This is a genomic window from Nocardioides sp. GCM10027114 (genome assembly GCF_042659625.1).
Lineage (GTDB): Bacteria > Actinomycetota > Actinomycetes > Propionibacteriales > Nocardioidaceae > Nocardioides.
Genome location: NZ_JBHSSS010000007.1, coordinates 46226 through 67923, shown reverse-complemented (window position 1 = coordinate 67923; position 21698 = coordinate 46226). Strand labels below are relative to the sequence as shown.

Genomic DNA, 21698 nt, shown 5'->3' with positions numbered 1-21698 from the left:
CACGAAGGCCTCCTTCGGTGGCGGAGCGGTTCCTAGACAGCTCCACTCCACACCGGGAGGCCTTCGCCCATCTACAGGTCACATCGTGTCGTCGCAGGTTCTCGACCAACGTGCCTGGGCATCACAACTAGCGGTCCTCGTCCGGCTAGGAGTCGGCCTCGTCGAGGAACTGCCGATGGTTCTGGATGACCTCGGAGATGATCAGGGCGAGGAACTTCTCGGCGAACTGGGGGTCGAGGCCGGACGCCTCGGAGAGTGACCGGAGGCGGGCGATCTGCACGGCCTCGCGGGCCGGGTCGGCCGGCGGCAGGCCGGCGCGCGCCTTGAGCCGGCCGACGTCCTCGGTGCACCTGAACCGCTCGGCGAGCAGGTGCACCAGGGCCGCGTCGAGGTTGTCGATGCTCGCGCGAAGCCGGTGCAGCTCGGCCACTGCCTCCTCCGTGTCCACGAGGACATCGTGGTGCACCGGCGACACCAGGTGCACGCCGGTCCCGCACCCTGAGCGGGGATGCCTCGACGGCCAGCGCGCCACGTCGCCTGAACTGGACCGGTGGACTAGAAATGTGGACCAATGGTCTTGCTTTCAAAGTCCACGTCTGTCTCAATGGCGCCCGTGACCAAGTACCACGAGGTCCGGGACCAGCTCTTGGACCGGCTCGACGACATGGCCGCGGGCGAGCAGCTGGCCCCCGAGCGAGACCTGGCAGCCGAGCTCGGTGTCTCGCGGATGACCCTGCGCCGCGCCACCGACGAGCTGGTGGCAGCGGGCCTGGTGCGCCGCCGGCCGGGCGCCGGCGTCTTCGCCGTCGGTCCAAAGCTGGACTCGCCGCTGGCGGCAACCTCCTTCACCGAGGACATGCGCGCTCGCGGGATGCGGCCGGGCTCGCGGGTGCTGGCCATGGCGACCCGTCCGGCCGGGGCCCGCGTCGCGCGGCGGCTGGAGGTGTCCCCGACGGCGGACGTGCTCAACGTGATCCGGCTCCGGCTCGCCGACGACGAGCCGATGTCCATCGAGTCGTTGTACACGCCCTCGTCGCTGGTGCCGGGGCTCGGCCGCGCCGACCTCGAGGGGGGCTCGTACTACGAGCTGCTCCGCACGAGGTACGGCGTGGAGATCGCGCGTGGCGTGCAGACCATCGAGCCGACCGTCACGGACGAGGAGGAGTCGCGCGAGCTGGGTGTGCCGCTGCACTCGCCGGCGCTGCTGTTCGAGCGCACGTCCTGGAGCGCCGACGGCACGGTCGTGGAGTTCGTGCGCTCGGTCTACCGCGGCGACCGCTACCAGATCCGCACCGAGCTCGCCGTCCCGTCCCCGAGCCCGGCGCGGTGATCGGCATGGCCGCCTCCTCCGTCCTCGCGCTCGACACCGGCAAGACCGGCTGTCGCGCCGGGCTGTGGTCCGACGGCAGCCAGGTGGGGTACGGCGAGGCGCCAGGCGCCGTGGGGCTGAGCGACCCGGGCGGCGTCGAGCAGGCACTCGCGAGGATGGGTGAGGCGGTCGACGCTCTCGACACCCGGCCGCCCGGCGCCGTGGGAACGGTGGTGGCAGGACTGGCAGGCCTGCTCAGCGCGCCGGGCACGTCGGCGCGCCTCCGCGCCGGCCTCCGCGCCCGCTTCCCCGCAGCCAGTGTGGTCCTCACCAGCGATGCCGTCACCTCGCACGCCGGTGCCCTGTCCGGGGCCCCGGGAGTAGTCCTGGCGGTGGGTACGGGTGCCAGCGTCCTGGCGGTCTCCGCCGCGGGTCGCGTGGCCCTGGTGGACGGCTACGGCTACCTCCTCGGGGACGCCGGCAGCGGTTACGCCATCGGGCGGGCCGGCCTCGACCTGGCGCTTCGACAGGCTGACGGACGTGGCGGCAGCGTCGCCCTGCTCGACCGGCTCCGCGAGCGGTTCGGCAGCCCTCGGGACCTCCCGCGCCAGGTGCACGGCGCCCCCAATCCTGCTCGCGTCGTCGCGTCCTTCGCGCGCGACGTCGTCCGTGCGGCCACGGACGGTGATTCCGCGGCCATCCAGATCTGCGACCGAGCCGCCCGCGAGCTCGCGGAGTCGGTCGCGGCGGCGGCTCGCCGGGCCGGGATCGAGGCTCCGGTGGCCGTCGCGAGCACCGGGGGCCTGCTCTCGGCGGGCGATGTCCTCACGGCACCGCTCGACCGGTACCTCGAGGCCGCGCTGCCCGGCACGACCCGCCGCGAGGCGGACGGCGACGCGCTCCGGGGCGGCTTCCTGATCGCCACCACCCCCGAGCTGCCCCACCGCGCCAGCACGCTCTGCGACCCCGACCTACGAGGAGACGACCGTTGACGAACCCACGACGACCGGGGGACGAGCTGGCCGCTCTCGACACGGAGCGGTCGCAGCCCGGCACCCGGCTCGAACTGCTGGACGTCCGGCAGCTGGTCGCCCGACAGCTCGACCACGACAGCGTCGTGGCGGGCGCGGTCGAGGCTGCGGCCGGTCAGGTCGCGGACGCCCTGGAGACGATCGTTGCGCGGCTGGAGAAGGGGGGCCGGATGCTGTACGTCGGAGCCGGCACCCCGGGCAGGCTGGCGGTCCTCGACGCTGCCGAGTGCCTGCCGACCTTCGGTGTCGGACCCGAGGTCGTGGATGCCGTCGTCGCCGGGGGCGCCGCGGCCCTCACCCGGGCGGTGGAAGGCGCGGAGGACGACGCCGAGGGCGGAGCGTCCGACGTGACGACTGCGGGCGTCGGCCAGGCCGACGTGGTGGTCGCGATCAGTGCATCGGGTCGCACGCCGTACGTCCTCGGCGCCGTCCGGGCAGCCCGGCGGGCGGGTGCGGCGACGGTCGGCGTCGTCAACAACGCCCGCACGGAGCTGGCCGCCGCGGTCGACCACCCGATCGAGACATTGACGGGTCCCGAGCTCGTGGCCGGTTCCACGCGGCTGAAGGCCGGCACGGCGCAGAAGCTCGTGCTCAACATGCTCTCGACCATCACGATGATCCGGCTGGGGAAGGTGCACGGAACGCTCATGGTCGACGTCCTCGCGACCAACGAGAAGCTCGAGGCGCGGGCGCGGCGCATCGTCGTGGAGGCGACCGGGGCCTCACCCGAGGAGGCCGAGCAGGCGCTCGCGGCGTCGGGCGGCCACGCCAAGACGGCCATTGCCGCCCTCCTGCTCGGGGTCCCGGCGGACGAGGCGGCCGCCCGGCTCGCCACCGTCGGGGGGCGACTCGCCCTCCTGATGGGGGAGGCGCCGTGAGGATCGTGGGACTGATGACGGGGACCTCCGCGGATGCGCTCGACGTGGCGCTCGTGGACCTCCGCGTCGCCGGAGGCGAGAGCGGGGACGCGCCCGACCAGGAGCTGGTGCTGGAGCTGCTCGACCACCGCGAGGTGCCGTTCCCCGACGGGCTGCGCCACGACGTGCTGCGCCTGCTCGAGCCGGACCCCGTCCCGCTGGCCCTCGTGGCCGACGTCGACAGCCGGCTCGGCCTTGCCGCCGCGGAGGCCGTGCGGCAGGTGCTCGACGACAACCGCGCCGACTGCGACCTCGTCGTCTCGCACGGCCAGACCGTCCTGCACCTCCTCGACGACGGCGTGGTGCGGGGCACCCTCCAGATCGGGCAACCCGCCTGGATCGCCGAGCGGGTCGGGTGCCCGGTCCTCTCCGACGTGCGGGCCCGCGACGTGGCCGCCGGTGGGCAGGGTGCGCCGCTGGCGAGCCTCCTGGACCACCTGCTGCTCGGCAAGGTCGAGGAGCCGACGGCGGCACTGAACCTGGGTGGGATCGCCAACATCACCGTCGTCACCCCGGGGGGCAACCCGCTCGCCTACGACACCGGCCCGGCGAACGCACTCATCGACGTGATGGCCCGACGGATCACGGCCGACCCCGATGCCGTCGACCGAGGGGGCGCCCTGGCGGCCGCGGGCACCGTCGTCGGCCCGCTCCTCGACGACCTGCTCGCGGAGCCGTACTACGTTCGGCCGGCGCCGAAGTCGACCGGCAAGGAGCTGTTCAACGGGCCCTACCTCGACCGGTTCCTCAGCGCGCACCCCGCGGCCGGCCCGCACGACGTCATCGCCACGGTCACGAGGCTGACGGCGGTCACGGTGGCCGCCGAGTGCCGTCGGCACCAAGTCCGTCGGGTCCTCGCATCCGGGGGAGGCACCCACAACCCGGTGCTCATGGAGGAGCTCGCCCGGGCCCTCGGAGCCGGCACCCGGCTCGAGACCACCGACGCCGTCGGCCTCCCGGGCGCGGCGAAGGAGGCGGTCCTCATGGCGCTCCTGGGCTGGCTGACCTGGCACGGCCTGCCCGGCACCCTGCCGAGCTGCACCGGTGCCTCCCGCGGCACCCCGGCCGGTCGGCTCACGCCCGGCAACCGGCCGCTCGACCTGCCACCTCCGCGCCGGCACCCACCTCGCGGGCTCTCGGTGGCCCGCTCCGGTTTTCACACCAGTTCGCAAGGAGAATCCTGATGCTGCACCTGTTGGACCTCGGGGTCATCATCGTCTACCTGGTCGCCACGGCCGTCCTGGGCATCAAGCTCAGCGGTCGGCAGAAGGGGCTGACCGACTACTTCCTCGGCGGGAGGGACCTGCCCTGGTGGGCGGTGTGCCTCTCGGTCGTCGCGACCGAGACGAGCGCCCTCACGGTCGTGGGCGTGCCGGTGATGTCCTACATGGGGAACATCTCGTTCCTCCAGGTGGCGCTCGGCTACCTCATCGGTCGCGTCGTGGTGGCTGCCGTCATGCTGCCGCGCTACTACGACGGTGAGATGGTCACCGCCTACGCCTATCTCGGGAAGCGCTTCGGTGCGAGCACGCAGACCACCGCCGGCGTCACGTTCCTGTTCACCCGGCTGCTGGCGGACGGCATCCGGGTGCTGGCCGCCGCGATCCCGCTGAAGCTCATCCTCGGCGGTCTCGGCGTGGAGGCGAGCTACTTCACGATCATCGTGGTGCTCGCCGTGGTAACCATCGTCTACACCCTGATCGGCGGCATCCGGGCCGTCGTCTGGGTGGACGTGGCGCAGATGCTGCTCTACGTCTTCGGTGGCCTCCTCACGCTGGTCGTGGTGACCAACCAGATCGGCCTGTCGTGGCTCAGCGACGCTGCCGCAGCCGACAAGCTGGACATGCTCGTCCTCGGCGGCGACCTGCTCACGGACTCCTCGACGCTCGTACCGTCGCTGATCGGCGGCGCGATCTTCTCCATGGCCTCGCACGGCGCCGACCAGATCATCGTCCAGCGCCTCCTGACCTGCCGGAGCAAGGCCGAGGCCCAGAAGGCGATCATCGTCTCCGGCGTGGTGGTCTTCTTCCAGTTTGCGATCTTCCTCGGCGTCGGCCTGGCGCTGTGGGGCTACTTCGACCAGCAGGCACCCGCGGACCTGGGGATGACCCGCAACGACGAGATCTTCCCGACGTTCATCGTGGAGGGGCTCCCCGCCGGGCTCTCCGGCCTGCTGCTCGCCGGCATCCTCGCCGCCGCCATGAGCACGCTGTCCTCCTCGCTCAGCGCGCTGGCCTCCTCGACCGTGAACGACGTCTACGGCCGGATCAAGCGGACGCCGGTCGCCGACGAGGAGGGGCTCCGTGTCGGTCGCTGGGCGACCGTCGGCTGGGGTCTGGCCTTCATCGCTCCGGCGGTGTTCTTCAAGAACGACAGCGGCAGCATCGTGGTGCTCGCGCTCGGGATCGCCGGCATCACCTACGGCGCGCTGCTGGGGGCCTTCGCACTCGGCCTGGTCAACAAGCGGGCCCGCGCCCTCGACGCGAACGTCGCCTTCGTCTGCGCGGCAGCCACGACCACGACGCTGTTCGTGCTGGAGAAGTGGGTGCTGGCCGTCGACGGCGTTCCCCACGTGCTGCTGGCCTGGCAGTGGTACCCGCTGGCCGGGGTGGTCGTCACCCTCGTCGTGGGCGGCCTGCTCTCGCTGCGCAACCCGTCCAGCCCGGCGTCGGGAGCGCCGGAGCCGGCGTCCGTCGCCGACCGGTCCTGACCGCGAGGGAGGCGGGAGGCTGACGTGGAGGTCGTGATCGTGCCGGACGCGGCGGCGGTGGGGGCGACAGCTGCCGGTGCCGTCGCCGCGCTGGCGGCGCGCACGCCCGGGGCCGTGCTGGGCCTGGCCACCGGCTCGAGCCCGTCGACCCTGTACGGCGAGCTGGCACGACGCGTGGCAGCCGGCGAGCTCAGCCTCGCCGGCTGCCGCGCCTTCCTCCTCGACGAGTACGTCGGCCTCCCGGCCGACCACCCCCAGCGCTACCGCAACGTCATCGAGGCCGCGGTCGTCGCCCGGACCGACTTGCCGACGGCCCGGGTGCAGGCTCCGGACGGCCTCGCCGAGGACCTGGTGGCCGCGGGCCACGCCTACGAGCACGCGATCGCGGCCGCCGGAGGCGTGGACCTGCAGGTGCTCGGAGTCGGCACCGATGGTCACATCGCCTTCAACGAACCCGGCTCGTCGCTGGCTTCGCGAACCCGGGTCAAGACGCTCACGGAGCAGACGCGGCGCGACAACGCCCGGTTCTTCGGCGGCTCGGTCGAGGCAGTTCCCCGGCACTGCCTGACCCAGGGGATCGGCACGATCCTGGAGGCCCGGCACGTGCTGCTGCTGGCCAGCGGCGAGGCCAAGGCCGAGGCTGTGGCCAGGGTCGTGGAGGGACCGGTGACGGCTCGCTGGCCGGGTAGCGCGCTCCAGCTGCACCCGCACGTGACGGTAGTGGTCGACGAGGCGTCCGCCGCCCGTCTCGAGCTCGCCGACTACTACCGCGAGACCTACCACCACAAGCCGAAGTGGCAGGAGCTGTGAGCGACGTGGACGAGCTCGACGCGCCGTCGGTCCTGGCCGCGCCCCGCGTGCTCGGCGAGGACGGCTCGCTCGAGCCGGGTTGGCTCGGCCTCCGCGACGGCCGCATCGTCGACGTCGGGGCCGGCTCTCCGCCGGCCGGCGTCCCCGTCCTCGACGGGCTGACCCTGGTGCCCGGTTTCGTCGACCTCCACCAGCACGGCGGTGGCGGCGCGGCGTACACGGACGGGCGCGAGGCCGCCCGGACGGTGCTGCGGACGCATCGGCGCCACGGCACCACCACGTCCGTCGCGAGCCTGGTGACCGACTCGCTCGACGTGCTCGCCGGACAGGTGTCGGCGCTGGCCGGGCTCGTCGCCGACGACGACCTCGCCGGCATCCACCTCGAGGGGCCGTGGCTCTCCCATCGCTTCTGCGGGGCGCACGACCCGAGGCTGCTCCGCGACCCGGCCTGGCCGGACGTCGAGCGGGTGCTCCGTGCCGGCGAGGGTGCCGTGCGCATGGTCACGCTCGCGGTGGAGCGGCCCGGCGCCCGGGAGGTCGTGCGGGCGCTGCGGGAGCGTGGGGTCGTCGTCGCCGCGGGCCACAGCGACGCCACGTACGCCGAGGCGGTGGGCGCGATCGCCGACGGGGTGGGAGTCGGGACCCATCTTTTCAACGCCCACCGCCCGGTGCACCAGCGGGAGCCGGGCCTCGCCGTGGCCCTGCTCGAGTCGGAGCAGGTCGTCGTCGAGCTCATCGCGGACGGGCTGCACGTCCACCCGGCGCTGCTGCGGTCCGCCGTGCGCCAGGCGCCGGGTCGCTGGGCGCTGGTCAGCGACGCGATGGCCGCCGCAGGGTCGGGCGACGGCGACTACGACCTGGGGCCGCTCCGCGTGGCGGTGCGTGAGGGAGTGGCCAGGGTCGCCGGTCAGGACACCATCGCCGGCAGCACCCTGACGCTCGACCGCGCGGTGCGGTTCGCCGTCCGCGAGGTCGGGGTACCGCTGTCCGAGGCCGTCGCGGCGGCGACGTCCGTGCCCGCCCGGGTGCTCGGCCGCGACGACGTCGGGAGTCTGGCCTCCGGGTGCCGCGCCGATGTCGTCGCACTCGACGAGGAGCTGCGGGTGCGCCACGTGTGGCGGCGTGGCCGGCGCGTCGGGGCAGGCTGACCACGGCAGCGGATGGTGCCGCGCTCGACTCACTCCAGCAACGCCGCCATGCGCTTGGCGATCATGTCCGTCGCACGCCGGGGCGAGAGCCGTGACAGCACGTCCAGCATCCTCGCGTCCTTGCCGATGACGACGCGATAGCTGCCCTTCTCCACGGCCTCGACGATCTTGCCCGCCGCGTCCTCGACCGATGTCGTGGGGAACGAGCTCCGCTGCGCGTCGGACATCCCGGGCACCGTGACGCCGGAGTTGGCCGCGATCGCGGTGTCCGTGCCGCCCGGGAAGACGGTCGTGACGGCGACCGGCGTGTCCCGCAGCTCGGCGTACAGGCCCTCGCTCAGGAGTGTGACCGCGGCCTTGCTGGCGGAGTAGACGGTCTGGCCGGGGACGGGGGCGAACGCTCCCATGCTCGAGACGTTGACGATGCACGCCTCCGGCCGGGCGGTGAGCCACGGCAGGAACGCCTTGGTGGTGTGCAGGACGCTCCACAGGTTGACGTCGAGGACCCGCTCGACCTCCGCCCAGTCGAGGTCGGCCAACCGGACGAACGGCTGGATGATCCCCGCGACGTTGAGGAGCCCGTCGACCTGGCCGTGGGCGGCGACCACGTCCTCGGGCAGCGCCTCGACGGCGGCGCGGTCGGTGAGGTCGACGGCGTGGGTGCTGAGCCGCTCGGCCGCCGATCCCGCGAGCTGCGAGCACTTCTCGAGCGACTCGGCGCGTACGTCGACCACGGCGACCCGTGCCCCGCGCCGGAGCAGCTGCAGCACCACCTCGCGACCGATGCCGTTGCCGCCGCCAGTGACCACGAAGACCTTGCCCTCGATCTGCATCGCGGTGCTCCTCACCGTCGGCGGCGACTGAACCCGATCCAGCGTAGGACGCACCGCGCATCCGTCATGCCGATCTAGCCTGAAGAGGTGAAGCATCTGCGCGTCGGCCCCCTGCGGGTCCCGGTCACCTCCGCCTGGCTGCTCCCGCTTGCTCTGGCGGCCTTCCTCTCGGTCCTCGTCTCGGCCGCGGCCATGGCCGCTCTGGAGAGCGACACGGTGGGGTCCTTCCCCCGTGGGCTCTGGTGGGCGATCAGCCTCATCACGACCGTCGGCTTCATCGGTCCTCCTCCGGAGACCTTCGCCGGGGCGCTCCTGTCCGCTGTCCTGATGGTCGTCGGCTTCCTGCTGCTCGCCATGGTGAGCGCGTCCCTCGCCGCCCTCTTCGTCAGGGAGGAGGAAGAGGAGCCGGAGGCCCGGCAGAGGGCGCTCGACCTCGAGATCCTCGAAGCGCTCCGTCGAGTCGAGGCGAGGCTCGACGCCCTCGCCCCGGATCTCGAGCATCCCCGGGACCGCCCGTCGGCGCCTCCCGAGGCCTGAGCCGGACCGGGCACGGTGGCGTCAGCGCCGCTGTCGGGCGGCGGGCTCGTCGAGGCGGAGCGCGGCGAGCGGGCATGCCCTGACCGCCCGCCGCGCCCGGTCGAGGGTCGACGCGGGCACCACGGGATCGGGCCGCCCGGTGCGCGAGAGCGGATAGCCCCAGGGGTCGAGGCTCAGCAGCTCGGGCAGCAGCTCTACGCAGGTGCCGTGGCCGTCGCACCGGGTCCAGTCGACCTCGAGGCGAGCCTGACGAGCTGGTGCGGTTGCCGAGGACGGCGGGTCAGCCACGGCTGCACCTCCCCTCCAGGTGGGCCACCACGTGGTCACCGAAGACCTCCAGGGTGCTGCGCACGAGCCGGGCGCTGCCGTCTGGGTGGGCGCAGGCACCGCGACGGTCGACGAGTCCGCAGAGGGCGTCGACCCGGGACGGCGAGGCGCCCAGCGAGCCCGGGTCGGCGAGCCGGTGCATGGCGTCGGCGAGGGCCGGGAGCCCGTTCACGCAGGGACCGCACTGACCGGCCGTCTGTCCGGCGAGGTAGTCGGTGATGGCGGCGGCGACACGCAGCGGGCAGTCGGCCCGGTCCAGGACGTGGAGCACCCCCGCGCCGGGGCTGGCTCCCAGAGCCCGCAGCTCGGGCCCGGCGAGGGGGACGTCCAGCCGGGACCGCGGGACCCAGGCACCGTGGTACCCGCCGACCAGCACGGCCGCCACGCGGTCCGGTGCGGTGCCGGCCCGGAGGAGTGCGTCGACGAGGGGGATGCCTCGCGGGACCTCGAGGACCCCGGGTCGGGTCACCGTGCCCGGGGCGCTCGCCGAGACCGTGACGAGGAAGGTGCCGGGGTCGTCGGCGGTCCCCGCGGTGCGCCACCAGGCGGGTCCGTGACGGACCACCAGGGTGATCTGGGCGAGGGTCTCGGCGTTGCTGACGAGCGTGGGTCGCCGGTCCACGCCGGCGAGCCGGACCGGCTGGTGGCGCGGACCCGGGATCGCTGGCCGGCCGTTGACGGCGTTGGTCAGCGCGGACTCCTGGCCGGCCACGAAGCGGTCCGGCAGGGGCAGCACCTCGACCCGGCGGCCATGAGCGTGGCTGGTCCGTGCCCGGAGCAGGGGCCCGAGTGGAATCTGGGTCCCCACCGCAAGGACGACCCGCCGGGCGTCCAGGGCGTGGGCCAGGACGGCCAGGCCGTCCAGGACCAGGTCGGGGGCCACGGTGAGCAGGACCTGGTCCTTGCGTGACAGCGGCTCGCCCTCCATGGCGTTGCCGACGACGACGACGTGGTCCGGCGGGTGGTGCAGGAACGACGAGAGCTTCCGGCTCGTCGCGAAGCCCGCGCCCCCACGGCCGGTCAGGCCGGCCGCGTCCAGCATGGCCACCAGGTCGGCGGCGTCGGGCATCGGCGTGGGCGCGGTCCCGCCCCCGTCGAGCAGCCGGGCCGGCGTCGCCGGGCCGAGGCTGGCCACGGTCTGGTGCACGGAGGTCATCGCGGGACACCTCCCGGTGTGCGGCGCAGCGGGCGGACGGCGACGGGTACCGGCCCGCGGGCGGCCGCTCCGGAGCGGCCCGGCCGCCGCGGGATGCGGCGGTGGCCCCGGGACCTGACGCCCGGCGTGAGCCGCCAGCCGAGGGCCACCACGAGGAGGGCGGTGCAGGCCGCCACCAGTCCCAGCGCCCACGGCGCCCGGCCGTCGGTCCCCGCCCCGAGGAAGTGCAGCGCCGCCAGCGGCCAGGCCAGGAGGGTGAGGGCGTGCACCACCGCGAAGCCGCGCGGGCTCAGCCGGCCGCGCAGCAGGCCGGTCGCCGAGCCGACGAGGACGCCGTACGTCGCGAGCACGCCGAGGCCGACCCAGACCGGCGCGTAGCCGCTGGTGAAGGGCACCAGCGCGGCGAGCGTGCTGACGCCCGCCACCGAGTCCAGGACGACCGTGACCACGTGGACGGCCAGCAGGCCGAGGGCGGTGAGCGCTGCCGTGTGGTGCAGCTCGAGCAGCCCGTAGCGACCGACTCCGGCGACGTCGCGGCCACTGCGGCTGAGGATCCCCAGCAGCAGCGCGAGCGTGAGCAGGACGAAGGCGACGATCCCCGTGCTGCGGGAGACCCACCACAGGACCTCGTTCATGCCGCACGCTCCCGGGGGAAGGTGCACCGCTGGTGCGTCTGCCCGGTGTGGTCGACCAGTCGCAGCGGGGCGGGGTGGGAGGTGAGCCAGTCGTCGACGGCGTCGCCGAGCACCAGCGCGGCGGTCGACCAGGTGTTGGCGGCGACGCAGGTGCGCGCGACGGCCGTCGCGGTGCGCCACGGCCCCGAGACGGACCGCCCGCTCCGGGGGTCGAGGACGTGGCCGGTGTCCGGCGCGTCCGGGCGGGTGCGGCGGTGCAGCGTGCTGGACGTGGCGATGGCCATGCCCGGCTCGAGGGTCACGACGAGCTCCGGGTCCGAGGGGGCGTCCTGCACCCGGACCTGCCACCCGTGGACCGGGCCGGCGCCGGCCGTGGCGATGTCACCGCCGAGGTTGACCAGGACCCCGCCCCCGATCCGGCGACGGACGAGGTGGGCGGCGAGGTCGGCTGCGTAAGCCTTGCCCAGGGCACCGAGGTCGAGCCGGACTCCGTCCGGCAGCCACACCCGGTGGTCGAGCACCTCGAGATCGGTCCAGTGCGCCGTGGTCGCGTCGCGGCCCGGTCCGGCGGATCCGTCGCGCCAGCGGAGGACGGCCTCCCCGATCGTCGGATCGACGGCACCGCCGGTGGTGCGGGCGGCCCAGAGGGCGGCGGTGATCGCGCCGGCGAGCACGGGCGAGACGTGGTTCCACCCTGCGCGGAGTCGCACGATCTCCGTGTCGTCGCGCCACGTGCTGAGCGCGTCCTCCACCTCGTCCATCACCCGGTCGCACCCCCGGCGGGCTGCGAGCAGCTCCTCGGGCTGGGTGGTGACCACGCTGCAGGTGGTGCCCCAGCGGTCCCAGGTCTGCGCGAACGTCATCACGACCCCCTCGTGGTGCTGTGGGCGGGGCCGCCGCTCCCGTGGGAGACGCCGCTGCCGTGCTGATCCGCCGGCACCACCGTGGTCGTCTGGCCGTTGACCTGCTGGAGGTCGGCCAGCGCGGGGGCGGCGAGGCCGCCGGCGAGGGCGGCCGACCCGGACAGGGAGAGCGCCACGAGGACGGCCTTCGCCCTCCCGACGCGACGGATGCGGTCCTGGGGTTCCATGTCAGGTCCTCCACTTCGTTCTGCCCGTGTGCCCGGCTCCGGTCGGCGAGCACCTCGATGACCCGATGGTGGAGCCGGGAGCCTGAACGCCACCTGACCACCGGCCGTCGCTGCCCCACACGTGGCGGCGAGCGGGGCAGACTGGAGGGGTGAACGTCGGTGTGTGCGAGGACGACCCGGTGATCCGCGACGTGCTGGTGCGCGGGCTGCGCCACCTGGGGCACGACGTGGTGGCGGCCCACGACGGGGCGGAGGCGATCGCCCTGTTCGTCGGCTCGCCGCTCGACGCTGTCGTGCTCGACATCGGCCTGCCGGACTCCGACGGCCGCGACGTGTGCCTGGCGCTGCGGGCGTCGGGCCAGGCGGCGCCGGTGCTGTTCCTGACCGCCCTCGGGGAGACCCATGACGTGCTGGCGGGCTTCGGCGCCGGGGCCGACGACTACGTCGCCAAGCCGGTCGAGCTGTCGGTCCTGGCCGCCCGGCTGGAGGCGCTCGCACGCCGCGCGCCCCGCGAGGTCGGTGACGACTCCCTGGCGCTCGACCCTCGACGGCACGCCGTCCGCACCCCCGGGGGCGAGGCGCTGCTGTCGCCCACCGAGTTCCGGATGCTCGCGCTGCTCCTCGGCCGCCGCGGGGAGGTGGTACGCCGGCGCGAGGTGCTGGCCGCCGGCTGGCCCGACGGCGCGATCGTCCAGGACAACACCGTGGACGCCTTCGTCCACAAGATCCGCAAGAAGCTCGCTTCCGTCGAGGCGCCGGTCACGGTGGAGACGGTGCGGGGAGTCGGCTACCGGGTTCCGGATGACCGTGGCTGAGCCGCGGGTCCGGGGGTCGAGGGCCCGACTCCTGTGGCGCAGGCCGGTCCTCGTGGCGCTCGCCGGCAGCGTGGCGACCGGGCTGGTCTTCGTCGCCATCGTGGCCTGGAGCGTGCAGGGCCTGACCGCCCGGGGAGCCGACCAGGTCCTGGACGACCGGACCGCCGCCGCGCGGGCGGCAGTGACCACCGGTCCCGGCGCGCTGGTGCGCGTCGACGCGGACCGTGTCGAGCCGGGGACGGTCGTCTACGACGGCGACGGTGTCGCCGTCGCCGGCCGCCCGCTGGCGAGCCTGGCCGCGACGTACCGGGAGCTCGCGACGTCCGGGAGCCCGACGACACGGACGGTCGGCGACGACTACCGGCTGCGGGCGACCCCGCTCACCGGGCCGGACGGGACCCGGTTCACGGTCGTGGCGGTCGCGGAGGTGCGGGGCTACGAGAGCGCCCGGCGGCTCGCTCTGCTGCTGGCGTTCGCGGCTGCCGCCGCGCTCGTCCTCGTCGCCACGAGCGCCGCGGCCTGGGTCGGCCGCCAGACCATGCACCGGGTGGACCGCATCGCCCGCACCGCCCAGGCCTGGAGCCGGCACGACCTCGACCGTCGGTTCGACGTGGCGAGCGGGGATCCGGAGCTCAACCTCCTCGCGGACACCCTGAACGGGCTCCTCGACCAGGTGTCGGGCGCGCTGACCGCCGAGCGGCGGCTGACCGCCGAGATCGCGCACGAGCTGCGTTCGCCGTTGGCGGCAGTGCAGGGCCTGGCCGACCTGCTCGCCCTGCGGGACGACCTCGACGACGCCGCGCGGCAGGACGTCGCCGGCATCCGGGACGCGTGCGCTCGCATGGCCCGCACCATCGCGACGCTGCTCGACGCGGCCCGACTCTCGCCCGGGGGAGCGCGCCGCGCGACCTCCCTCCCAGCCGTCGTCGACGCTCTCGTGCAGGCCCTGCCCCCCGGCCGCACTGTCGAGCTGCCCGACCGGGAGTCCGCCACGAGCGTCGCCGTGGGGGTGCCGCTCGACGTGGCCGTCCGCACGGTGGGGCCGCTCCTCGACAACGCACTGCGCCACGGCGACCGGGCGCGCCTGGTCGTGGACGGCGGATCCGACGGCGAGGCGGTGGCGGTCCACGTCGACGACGACGGCCCGGGGCCGCCGGAGGTGGACCGGGAGCGCATCTTCCTGCCCGGGGTCAGCTCCGGGACCGGGGCCGGGCTCGGGCTGCCCCTGGCCCGCAGGCTCGCCCGTGAGCTCGGAGGAGACGTGACCACAACCCGCACCGAGGACGGGTGGACCCGCTTCACGGTCCGTCTCCCGGGCGCCTCGCCCGACGATCCCACGGGTGAGGTCGCGGGGGCTGCCGCCCCGGCCCCCGAGGGTCCCCCCGTGACGCGCCCCTGACGGGGCCGCGCCTCAGCCCGCGGCGGCACCGACCTCGAACGTCACGTCGTCGACGAAGCAGAACGCCCAGTCCTCGCCGGGCTCGGCGCTTCCGATGACCGCGTGACCGGTGGCCTCGTGGTGCGCGCGCGAGTGACGGCCGGCGGAGGAGTCGCAGCAGCCGACGTTGCCGCACGCGAGGCACACGCGCAGGTGCACCCACTGGTCGCCGGCGCGCAGGCAGTCGAGGCAGGCGGCCGCGGTCGGCAGGACCGGGCGTGAGTCCGCGGCGTGCGAGCAGCCCGAGTCGTCGGGGACGGGCACGTGCATGAGACGGGTGGTGTCGGCCCAGGTGCGGTCGCCGGTCCCGGGCGGCGGGATGGCCGGGCGCGGCATGGCGAGCCGGTCGAGCATCGCCTGGAACAGCCGCCACCGGCTCGCCACGGAGGGATCGACCACGTGGTCGACCCCGGCCGCCGCCAGCGCGTCGAGGTCGACGTCGCCGTGGGCGCGCACCATCAGCGGCGCGTCGGTGAGCCCCCGGACGACCGTGGCCACCCGGGCCGCCTGCTCCGGCTCGTCCTCGGCGATCACGACCATGCGGGCGCGCGTCAGCCCGGCCCGCTCGAGCACGGCGACCCGTGTCGAGTCGCCGGTGATCACGGGTACGCCGGACTGCTCGGCCGCCAGCGCTCCCGCCGGGTTGAGCGTCGTCATCACCACGTCGACGCCGCGGCCCTGCAGCTCGCGGGCCAGGGCGATGCTGTCCTCTCCCCACCCGAGCAGGACGACGTGGTCGGCCCGGTCCTCGTCGTCGGCGTGCGAGGGAGCGGCCTCGGGGAGCTCGGGCGCGGGCTGGCCTCGCAGCAGCCGGTCGCCCGCGGCGGCGAGAGCGGGGGTCGCGACCATCAGCAGGACCGTCGTCGCGACCACGGCCTGGAACCCGTCGTCGCCGAGGCCGGCCGGGCTCAGGCCGGCGTCGTCGCCGACCGTGAGCAGCACGAACGAGAACTCCCCGATCTGGCCGAGCAGGAGCGCCGCTGCCACCGCCTGCCGCCAGCCGACCCCGGTCGGGAGCAGCGCCGCGAAAGTGGTTGCCGTCTTGAGCAGCAGGACCGCCGCCGCGAGGCCGAGGACGAGCGGCAGGTTCGACACGAGGAAGCCGAGGTCGAGCAGCATGCCGACGGACACGAAGAAGACCGCCGAGAAGATGATCTGGAGCGGAAGCACCTCCGAGAGCGCCTGCGTGCTCTGCCGCGACTCGCTGACCACCAGGCCCGCGAGGAACGCCCCGAGCGAGACGCTGACGCCGGCGAGGGCGGTGAGGTACGCCGTACCGAAGCAGATCGCGACCACCGCGAGCAGGAACACCTCGGGCGAGCAGAGCGCGGCGACCTTCTCGAGCACGGGAGGCATGAGCCGCCGGGCGACCACGAGCACGACAGCGACGACGGCCACGGCGGTGCCCAGCGCGCGCACCAGTGCGCCCGCGCCACCGTCGGCGTCCGCGCCGAGCAGCGGTACGACGACCACCATGGCGACGACGGCCAGGTCCTGGAGGATCAGCACCGAGAGGGCCAACCGGCCACGGACCGTCGAGGTCTGCCGCCGATCGGCGAGGATCGTCAGCACGATCGCGGTCGACGACAGCGCGACCACGAACCCCGTGAAGAGGCCGGTCCGCCAGTCGTCGGTGGCGAGGCCGACCAGCAGGGTCGTGACCAGCGTCGCCAGCAGCACCTGACCGCCGCCACCGAACACGATCCAGCGCCACACCCGGGCCAGGCGTTCGAGGGAGAACTCGATGCCGATGGTGAAGAGCAGCAGGATCACGCCGACCTCGGCGGCCGCGTCCACCGCCTCGGTCGAGGCGACGAGGCCGAGCTGGGCGGGCCCGATCAGCACGCCCGCCAGCAGGAACCCCACGATCGGAACCACCCGGGCGCGCACGCTCAGGTAGCCGATCAGCGCCGCCGCGACGACGAGCGCCGCCGCCGGAGCGAGGTACGCCGGCACCTCGGTGCCCGCCAGTACGGTCATGCCCGCTCCTTCCGCGCGCGGATCCAGCGACGGTACCGGGCGCACCACTGGGAGGTTTGGTCCAGTGCGGAGATGGGGAGCATGATCGCGCCGAACCTGTGGACGCGAGGATGAACAGGGGGAGGTTCGTGGCGGGGGAAGTGCATGCCTCGTTCTCTGGGATGACCCAGCTCGCAGACCTCTGCCGTGACCAGGAGGTCCACCTTCGTCGGGTCGAGGACCTGGTGCACGGTCCGTGCGCGAACGTGGGCGCGTTCTCCGGCTTCATGGCTTTGTTCGCTTCCGCCTACCAGGATGCGCAGGCAACGGTGGCCGAGGAGATCGGCGCCCACTGGAGTGCCGACGAGGTCCGAGACGAGATCGTCGGCGACGCACGCGCCGAGATCGATCGACTCGAGCGGGACGATGCCGAGATGTCCGACCGGTACCGTCGGCACGCGTCGCTGAGACGTGGCGAGAAGATCGTGGAGTGGAGTCCATGACAGGCAAGCGACAGCTCACTCCTCGGGAGGACGAGCACCTGAACCGGACCGTGAAGCAGCTCGAGTGGTGGGCGCTCCTGCGGGTTGCCTTCCCGCTGGTCTTCGTTGGCTTGGGTGGGGCGGGCCTCTACGGCGCTTTCGCCTGGGGCCCCGATGGGGTCAAGGTCTTCTGGCTGGGCGTGCCGCTCGGCCTCGCCGGGTCGGTGTGCGCCTTCCTCGGCTACCGCGGCCGGCTCCGTGAGATCAGCGAGCCGGGGGCGCCGACTGCCCGCCACTACCCGTGGCTGTTCATCGGGTGGGCACTCGTCGTGGCAGGGCTCCTCATTCCGCCGTACTCCGTGGCCTGAGCCACCTGCCGGCGCGTACTCCACATTGGGGCTTCACTGCGTCCCGCAACCCTGCCTAGCGTGGGTGGCCTCGATGCGCGGGGTGCCTGAGAGGGAGTGGAACCCATGCTGAAGAGACTGACGGCCGGCCTCGCCCTGGCGCTGGTGGCGGCGGTGGCCCCGCCCGCGAGCGCCGACCCACAGGGATTCATCGAGGACGAGCTCGACTTCGGGTTCTTCTACGGGACCTTCGACCAGCAACCCAACGTGGCCCTGTTCTCCGGAGGGCCACTCGAGCAGTTCTGCGACTTCAACGATCCCGGGACGGCGCCGCTGCGCGTGTTCCTGCGCAATGACGGCACGGTCGACCTGAAGGTCAACGACAAGCACCAGCCGATCTACCTCTACGAGACGGACTTCAACGACATCCCGACCTGGCTCGGGGCGATCTGTCCGGGGATCGCGGAAGGCGATGCGCCGCCCCAGCCGTTCGCCACGGGTCAGGCCGACCTGAAGGTGCGCATCAGCGTCATCTCGGACGACCTCCTCGAGATCTTCAACTCCGTCAACGGCAAGGCGATGGGGACCGACGGCACCGAGTACAAGGTCCGTGGCACCGCCGACCTCGTCGTCGAGAACGGCGTGCCCGTCGGTGACCCGCGGGACTTCGTCGGCTTCAAGCTGACCGAGATCCGCCGCTGAGGTCAGCGCACATCAGCCGCTTGACCAACCTCCCCGGGCAGTACGGCTAGTCGGTGCTCCCCGGGGGCGGCCTCCAGCGCGACGGGTCCTGCTCGAAGCGGCGGAACTCGTCCAGCACGATGGTGGCGAGGTCGGGATCGAGGTCGCGGTGCTGCCAGACGAGCTCGCGGAGATGGTGCTCGAAGTGCCGGTGGTGACGGAGCGTCTCCTCGGCGACGGCGAGCTCGGGACCCGCAGGAAGGGCCACGGTCGCCCTGCCGGCCGACCGGCCCACCTGGAGCCCGACCAGGAACGCCGCTGCGACCATCACGAGTCCGATCGCTGCGCCCATGCCAATGCCCTTCCCTGCGTCCCGCCTGACGAGTGGCTCACTCGAGAACTGCGACCACCACGGTACGCCGCGGCTGGTGGCGCCCAGGTCACGCCGCAGGGCGTCCCTCGTGGTCCCGGCATGCGCAACGGCCCCGATCCACGGAACGTGGGTCGGGGCCGTTGCGCGCGGGATCAGATGTCGAAGTACAGCTCGAACTCGTGCGGGTGCGGCCGCAGCGCGACGGGCTGGATCTCGGCGGTGCGCTTGTAGTCGATCCACGTCTCGATCAGGTCGGGGGTGAAGACGCCACCCTCGAGCAGGAAGTCGTGGTCGGCCTCGAGCGAGTCGAGCACCGCGTCGAGCGAGCCCGGCACGGTCGGGATGTTGGCGTGCTCGTCCGGCGGGAGCTCGTAGAGGTCCTTGTCGACGGGCTCGTGCGGCTCGATCTTGTTCTTGATGCCGTCGATGCCGGCGAGCAGCATCGCGGAGAACGCGAGGTACGGGTTCGACGACGGGTCGGGGCAGCGGAACTCGATGCGCTTGGCCTTCGGGTTCGGGCCCGTGATCGGGATCCGGACGCAGGCCGAGCGGTTGCGCTGGCTGTAGACCAGGTTGACCGGGGCCTCGAAGCCGGGGACCAGGCGGTGGTAGGAGTTCACCGTCGGGTTGGTGAACGCCAGCAGCGACGGCGCGTGCTTCAGGATGCCGCCGATGTAGTAGCGCGCCATGTCCGACAGCCCGGCGTACCCGGTCTCGTCGTAGAACAGCGGCTCGCCGTTGTTCCAGATCGACTGGTGGCAGTGCATGCCCGAGCCGTTGTCGCCGAAGATCGGCTTCGGCATGAAGGTCGCGGTCTTGCCGTTGCGCCACGCGACGTTCTTGACGAGGTACTTGAACTTCATGACGTCGTCGGCGCTCTTCAGCAGCTCGTCGAAGCGCCAGTTGATCTCGGCCTGGCCGGCGGTGCCGACCTCGTGGTGGGCCCGCTCGACGAGGAGGCCGGCCTTCTCCATCTCGATGACGATCTCGTCGCGGAGGTCGCCGAAGTGGTCGTACGGCGCGACGGGGAAGTACCCGCCCTTGTACTTCACCTTGTAGCCGCGGTTGTTGTCCTCGGAGCCGGTGTTCCAGGCGCCGGCCTCGGAGTCGATGTGGTAGTACCCGGCGTTCTGCTTGGTCTCGAAGCGGACCGAGTCGAAGACGTAGAACTCCGCCTCCGGCGCGAAGTACGCCGTGTCGCCGATGCCGGTGCTGGCGAGGTACGCCTGCGCCTTGCGGGCGATGTTGCGGGGGTCGCGGGAGTACGCCTCGCCGGTGAGCGGGTCGTGGATGAAGAAGTTGACGACCAGGGTCTTCGCGGAGCGGAACGGGTCGAGGTACGCCGTCGTCGGGTCCGGGAAGAGCGCCATGTCGGACTCGTGGATGGCCTGGAAGCCGCGGACCGAGGAGCCGTCGAAGTTGAGGCCGTCGTCGAAGACCGACTGGTCGAACGAGGAGACCGGCACGGTGAAGTGCTGCATGATGCCCGGCAGGTCGCAGAACCGGACGTCGACCATCTCGACGTTCTCGTCCTTGAGGTACTTCAGCAGCTCGTCGCTGTTTGCGAACATTCGTCCTCCTTGACCGCGTCCACGTTCCGGAGGCGGCCGGCAAGTCTGTGCGAGGGAGCGCGGTGCGGCGCTGCACCGGGCTTTCCACGCAACGTAGGTGGGAGCAGTTTCTCGACCGTATCGGTTTTGTTTCGCGCATGTAACAGGTCCCCGGGAGGGCGGGACCGGGCCTGCAGTGCCCCCGACCGGCCCCGACCGCCCCGCCGGTAGCGTGACCCCGTGATCGAGACCGCCTCCTGGGCGCACCGCACCGGCGCCCTGTTCGTCGACTGGTTCGCCTCCACCCTCGTGGTGGTCGCGCTCGTCGGTTTCCCCGAGCTCGGCACCGGCGACTCGACCTTCAACCTGCTCGTGCTCATGATGTTCGTGCTCGAGGCGTCGGTCCTCGTGCCGACGATCGGCGGCTCGTTCGGCCAGGTCCTCACCCGGCTCCGCGTCGTCCGGGTCGAGGACGGCGGCAACGTCGACTTCCTCAGGTCGGTGCTGCGGGCCGTGCTGGTTGCGCTCGTCATCCCGCCGCTGGTGTTCAAGCCCGACGGTCGCGGCCTGCACGACCTCGCCGCCGGCTCTGCCGTCGTGACCCTCCGGACGGCGAAGTCCGGGGATCTCGCGGCCCGCTGAGCCCGACCGGCTCGCCGGCTCCCGGCCGCCTCAGGGTGCGGCCCGTAGCGTTGACGCACGTGACCGATGGATCGGGAAGGACCGGCATGCGACGTACCACCGCGACCAGGGCGGCGGCAGCGGCCGCCGCGCTGCCGCTGCTGCTCGGCACGGCCGCGTGCGCGGGCGACCCCGAGGGCACCACGGCCGCCGAGGCGGCGGAGGAGCTTCCCCCGCCCGGTGAGCAGGTCCCGGTCGAGGACTTCGTCGCCGACTACACCGAGGGCCTCGACGAGGCGACGACCGCCCAGGTCGACGCCGAGCTCGGCGTCGCCGGCCAGGAGTTCGAGATCGACGGCGAGATCGACTACACGACCGACCCGACGAGTGTGGCGTTCACGCTGGCCGGCGCCTCGATCGGCGAGCGCGCCTTCGAGGCCCGCGCGGTCGAGGGCGTCTACTACGTGAACCTCGGGCCGATGAGCGAGGACCGGTTCGTCAGGTACGACGCCGACAGCGAGGAGCTGCCCTCGGAGCTCTCCGACCTGACCGGGCAGCTCGACCCGAAGGGCCTGCTCGCCGAGTTCGAGCCGGCGATCGAGCGGGTCGTGTTCGTCGGGACCGAGGACATCCAGGGCGACGAGTTCAACCACTTCGCGGTGGTGCTCGACGCGGCCGCCGTCGCCGAGGAGCAGGGCATGCCCGCGACCGGCCTGCCCGAGACCGTCGAGTACGACGTCTGGTTCGACGGCGAGTACCAGCTGCGGCGCCTCGACATGCAGGTGAGCGCCCTGGGGATCACCACCAACGTGCGGGTCGACGCGACCGCGTGGGGCGAGCCGGTCGACATCGCGGCGCCGGCTGACGACGAGGTCGTCGACCCGTCGGAGGTGCGGGGGATCGGCTGAGCCGCTGCGCGCTCCCGGTGC

Annotated in this window: 25 protein-coding genes; 15 read left to right on the top strand and 10 right to left on the bottom strand. The window is 73.1% G+C overall.

Annotated features, from left to right (window positions below; all coding sequences use genetic code 11):
* Positions 1–145: 145 nt before the first annotated feature.
* Positions 146–448 (bottom strand): chorismate mutase, encoded by a 303-nt coding sequence (locus tag ACFP2E_RS04370; RefSeq protein WP_378521332.1) that lies wholly within the window; start codon positions 446–448, stop codon positions 146–148.
* Positions 449–613: 165 nt separating this feature from the next.
* Between ACFP2E_RS04370 and ACFP2E_RS04365 the strand changes: the two genes are divergently transcribed.
* Genes ACFP2E_RS04365 through ACFP2E_RS04335 form a run of 7 tightly spaced genes read left to right on the top strand, consistent with a single transcriptional unit; the run spans position 614 to position 7925 of the window.
* A complete protein-coding gene (locus ACFP2E_RS04365; protein WP_378521333.1) occupies positions 614–1330 on the top strand; it encodes a GntR family transcriptional regulator in 717 nt (238 codons plus the stop codon).
* 5 nt (positions 1331–1335) lie between these two features.
* The gene (locus ACFP2E_RS04360; RefSeq protein WP_378521334.1) at positions 1336–2301 is read left to right on the top strand and encodes an N-acetylglucosamine kinase; all 966 of its coding nucleotides are present in this window, start codon (positions 1336–1338) and stop codon (positions 2299–2301) included.
* Positions 2298–3218 carry an N-acetylmuramic acid 6-phosphate etherase gene (murQ, locus tag ACFP2E_RS04355; RefSeq protein ID WP_378521335.1) on the top strand — a complete coding sequence of 307 codons (921 nt, stop codon included), beginning with the start codon at positions 2298–2300 and terminating at the stop codon, positions 3216–3218. The genes ACFP2E_RS04360 and murQ overlap by 4 nt, the downstream gene beginning before the upstream one ends.
* Complete coding sequence (locus ACFP2E_RS04350; protein WP_378521336.1) at positions 3215–4441, top strand: anhydro-N-acetylmuramic acid kinase; 1227 nt, start codon at positions 3215–3217, stop codon at positions 4439–4441. Before murQ ends, ACFP2E_RS04350 begins: the two co-directional genes overlap by 4 nt.
* Positions 4441–5967, top strand: coding sequence for a sodium:solute symporter (locus ACFP2E_RS04345; protein ID WP_378521337.1), 1527 nt, complete (start codon positions 4441–4443; stop codon positions 5965–5967). Before ACFP2E_RS04350 ends, ACFP2E_RS04345 begins: the two co-directional genes overlap by 1 nt.
* Positions 5968–5991: 24 nt before the next feature.
* Positions 5992–6777: a glucosamine-6-phosphate deaminase gene (gene nagB / locus ACFP2E_RS04340; protein ID WP_378521338.1), complete on the top strand. Its 786-nt coding sequence runs from the start codon at positions 5992–5994 to the stop codon at positions 6775–6777.
* Positions 6774–7925 (top strand): N-acetylglucosamine-6-phosphate deacetylase, encoded by a 1152-nt coding sequence (locus tag ACFP2E_RS04335; RefSeq protein WP_378521339.1) that lies wholly within the window; start codon positions 6774–6776, stop codon positions 7923–7925. The genes nagB and ACFP2E_RS04335 overlap by 4 nt, the downstream gene beginning before the upstream one ends.
* A 29-nt stretch (positions 7926–7954) precedes the next feature.
* On the opposite strand, the gene ACFP2E_RS04330 is transcribed toward ACFP2E_RS04335, so the two are convergent.
* Positions 7955–8758, bottom strand: coding sequence for an SDR family NAD(P)-dependent oxidoreductase (locus ACFP2E_RS04330; RefSeq protein WP_378521340.1), 804 nt, complete (start codon positions 8756–8758; stop codon positions 7955–7957).
* A gap of 87 nt (positions 8759–8845) precedes the next feature.
* Here ACFP2E_RS04330 and ACFP2E_RS04325 point away from each other — a divergent pair, with 87 nt between their 5' ends.
* A complete protein-coding gene (locus ACFP2E_RS04325; RefSeq protein ID WP_378521341.1) occupies positions 8846–9295 on the top strand; it encodes a potassium channel family protein in 450 nt (149 codons plus the stop codon).
* A gap of 21 nt (positions 9296–9316) precedes the next feature.
* On the opposite strand, the gene ACFP2E_RS04320 is transcribed toward ACFP2E_RS04325, so the two are convergent.
* The 5 genes from ACFP2E_RS04320 to ACFP2E_RS04300 are packed head-to-tail and all read right to left on the bottom strand — an operon-like array spanning position 9317 to position 12503.
* Positions 9317–9583: a ferredoxin gene (locus tag ACFP2E_RS04320; RefSeq protein ID WP_378521342.1), complete on the bottom strand. Its 267-nt coding sequence runs from the start codon at positions 9581–9583 to the stop codon at positions 9317–9319.
* Positions 9576–10778, bottom strand: a complete 1203-nt coding sequence (locus ACFP2E_RS04315) for an NADH-ubiquinone oxidoreductase-F iron-sulfur binding region domain-containing protein (RefSeq protein ID WP_378521343.1) — start codon at positions 10776–10778, stop codon at positions 9576–9578. The genes ACFP2E_RS04320 and ACFP2E_RS04315 overlap by 8 nt, the downstream gene beginning before the upstream one ends.
* On the bottom strand, positions 10775–11413 hold the full coding sequence (locus ACFP2E_RS04310) for a ferric reductase-like transmembrane domain-containing protein (RefSeq protein ID WP_378521344.1): 639 nt from the start codon (positions 11411–11413) through the stop codon (positions 10775–10777). The genes ACFP2E_RS04315 and ACFP2E_RS04310 overlap by 4 nt, the downstream gene beginning before the upstream one ends.
* The gene (locus ACFP2E_RS04305) at positions 11410–12276 is read right to left on the bottom strand and encodes an FAD:protein FMN transferase (protein WP_378521345.1); all 867 of its coding nucleotides are present in this window, start codon (positions 12274–12276) and stop codon (positions 11410–11412) included. Before ACFP2E_RS04305 ends, ACFP2E_RS04310 begins: the two co-directional genes overlap by 4 nt.
* A complete protein-coding gene (locus ACFP2E_RS04300) occupies positions 12276–12503 on the bottom strand; it encodes a hypothetical protein (RefSeq protein WP_378521346.1) in 228 nt (75 codons plus the stop codon). Before ACFP2E_RS04300 ends, ACFP2E_RS04305 begins: the two co-directional genes overlap by 1 nt.
* Before the next feature lie 149 nt (positions 12504–12652).
* On the opposite strand from ACFP2E_RS04300, the gene ACFP2E_RS04295 reads away from it, so the two are divergent.
* Positions 12653–13318, top strand: coding sequence for a response regulator transcription factor (locus ACFP2E_RS04295; protein WP_378521347.1), 666 nt, complete (start codon positions 12653–12655; stop codon positions 13316–13318).
* Positions 13305–14717 carry a sensor histidine kinase gene (locus tag ACFP2E_RS04290; RefSeq protein WP_378521348.1) on the top strand — a complete coding sequence of 471 codons (1413 nt, stop codon included), beginning with the start codon at positions 13305–13307 and terminating at the stop codon, positions 14715–14717. Before ACFP2E_RS04295 ends, ACFP2E_RS04290 begins: the two co-directional genes overlap by 14 nt.
* Before the next feature lie 12 nt (positions 14718–14729).
* Here ACFP2E_RS04290 and ACFP2E_RS04285 read toward each other — a convergent pair whose 3' ends face one another.
* Positions 14730–16736, bottom strand: coding sequence for a cation:proton antiporter (locus ACFP2E_RS04285; protein WP_378521349.1), 2007 nt, complete (start codon positions 16734–16736; stop codon positions 14730–14732).
* Positions 16737–16864: 128 nt separating this feature from the next.
* Between ACFP2E_RS04285 and ACFP2E_RS04280 the strand changes: the two genes are divergently transcribed.
* The 3 genes from ACFP2E_RS04280 to ACFP2E_RS04270 all read left to right on the top strand — a co-directional run bounded on the left by ACFP2E_RS04280 (position 16865) and on the right by ACFP2E_RS04270 (position 18246).
* Complete coding sequence (locus ACFP2E_RS04280; RefSeq protein ID WP_378521350.1) at positions 16865–17218, top strand: hypothetical protein; 354 nt, start codon at positions 16865–16867, stop codon at positions 17216–17218.
* The gene (locus ACFP2E_RS04275) at positions 17215–17565 is read left to right on the top strand and encodes a hypothetical protein (RefSeq protein ID WP_378521351.1); all 351 of its coding nucleotides are present in this window, start codon (positions 17215–17217) and stop codon (positions 17563–17565) included. The genes ACFP2E_RS04280 and ACFP2E_RS04275 overlap by 4 nt, the downstream gene beginning before the upstream one ends.
* Before the next feature lie 105 nt (positions 17566–17670).
* Positions 17671–18246, top strand: coding sequence for a hypothetical protein (locus tag ACFP2E_RS04270; RefSeq protein WP_378521352.1), 576 nt, complete (start codon positions 17671–17673; stop codon positions 18244–18246).
* A gap of 46 nt (positions 18247–18292) precedes the next feature.
* Here ACFP2E_RS04270 and ACFP2E_RS04265 read toward each other — a convergent pair whose 3' ends face one another.
* Together ACFP2E_RS04265 and glnA are read right to left on the bottom strand one after the other, a co-directional pair.
* Positions 18293–18577, bottom strand: coding sequence for a hypothetical protein (locus ACFP2E_RS04265; protein WP_378521353.1), 285 nt, complete (start codon positions 18575–18577; stop codon positions 18293–18295).
* A 173-nt stretch (positions 18578–18750) separates the two neighbouring features.
* Complete coding sequence (gene glnA / locus ACFP2E_RS04260; protein WP_378521354.1) at positions 18751–20169, bottom strand: type I glutamate--ammonia ligase; 1419 nt, start codon at positions 20167–20169, stop codon at positions 18751–18753.
* Between the two features lie 219 nt (positions 20170–20388).
* Here glnA and ACFP2E_RS04255 point away from each other — a divergent pair, with 219 nt between their 5' ends.
* Entirely contained in the window at positions 20389–20790 is a 402-nt protein-coding gene (locus ACFP2E_RS04255; protein WP_378521355.1) for an RDD family protein, read from the top strand.
* A gap of 86 nt (positions 20791–20876) precedes the next feature.
* Positions 20877–21677 carry a hypothetical protein gene (locus tag ACFP2E_RS04250; RefSeq protein WP_378521356.1) on the top strand — a complete coding sequence of 267 codons (801 nt, stop codon included), beginning with the start codon at positions 20877–20879 and terminating at the stop codon, positions 21675–21677.
* The last annotated feature ends 21 nt before the right edge of the window (positions 21678–21698 follow it).

Bases quoted from the DNA above. Each gene is read 5' to 3' on its own strand.
- ACFP2E_RS04310 (WP_378521344.1), bottom strand. From the start codon at position 11,413: ATGAACGAGGTCCTGTGGTGGGTCTCCCGCAGCACGGGGATCGTCGCC.
- ACFP2E_RS04290 (WP_378521348.1), top strand. From the start codon at position 13,305: ATGACCGTGGCTGAGCCGCGGGTCCGGGGGTCGAGGGCCCGACTCCTG.
- ACFP2E_RS04360 (WP_378521334.1), top strand. From the start codon at position 1,336: ATGGCCGCCTCCTCCGTCCTCGCGCTCGACACCGGCAAGACCGGCTGT.
- glnA (WP_378521354.1), bottom strand. From the start codon at position 20,169: ATGTTCGCAAACAGCGACGAGCTGCTGAAGTACCTCAAGGACGAGAAC.
- ACFP2E_RS04300 (WP_378521346.1), bottom strand. From the start codon at position 12,503: ATGGAACCCCAGGACCGCATCCGTCGCGTCGGGAGGGCGAAGGCCGTC.
- ACFP2E_RS04315 (WP_378521343.1), bottom strand. From the start codon at position 10,778: ATGACCTCCGTGCACCAGACCGTGGCCAGCCTCGGCCCGGCGACGCCG.
- ACFP2E_RS04265 (WP_378521353.1), bottom strand. From the start codon at position 18,577: ATGGGCGCAGCGATCGGACTCGTGATGGTCGCAGCGGCGTTCCTGGTC.
- ACFP2E_RS04285 (WP_378521349.1), bottom strand. From the start codon at position 16,736: ATGACCGTACTGGCGGGCACCGAGGTGCCGGCGTACCTCGCTCCGGCG.
- ACFP2E_RS04250 (WP_378521356.1), top strand. From the start codon at position 20,877: ATGCGACGTACCACCGCGACCAGGGCGGCGGCAGCGGCCGCCGCGCTG.
- ACFP2E_RS04270 (WP_378521352.1), top strand. From the start codon at position 17,671: ATGCTGAAGAGACTGACGGCCGGCCTCGCCCTGGCGCTGGTGGCGGCG.
- ACFP2E_RS04345 (WP_378521337.1), top strand. From the start codon at position 4,441: ATGCTGCACCTGTTGGACCTCGGGGTCATCATCGTCTACCTGGTCGCC.
- ACFP2E_RS04275 (WP_378521351.1), top strand. From the start codon at position 17,215: ATGACAGGCAAGCGACAGCTCACTCCTCGGGAGGACGAGCACCTGAAC.
- ACFP2E_RS04330 (WP_378521340.1), bottom strand. From the start codon at position 8,758: ATGCAGATCGAGGGCAAGGTCTTCGTGGTCACTGGCGGCGGCAACGGC.
- ACFP2E_RS04305 (WP_378521345.1), bottom strand. From the start codon at position 12,276: ATGACGTTCGCGCAGACCTGGGACCGCTGGGGCACCACCTGCAGCGTG.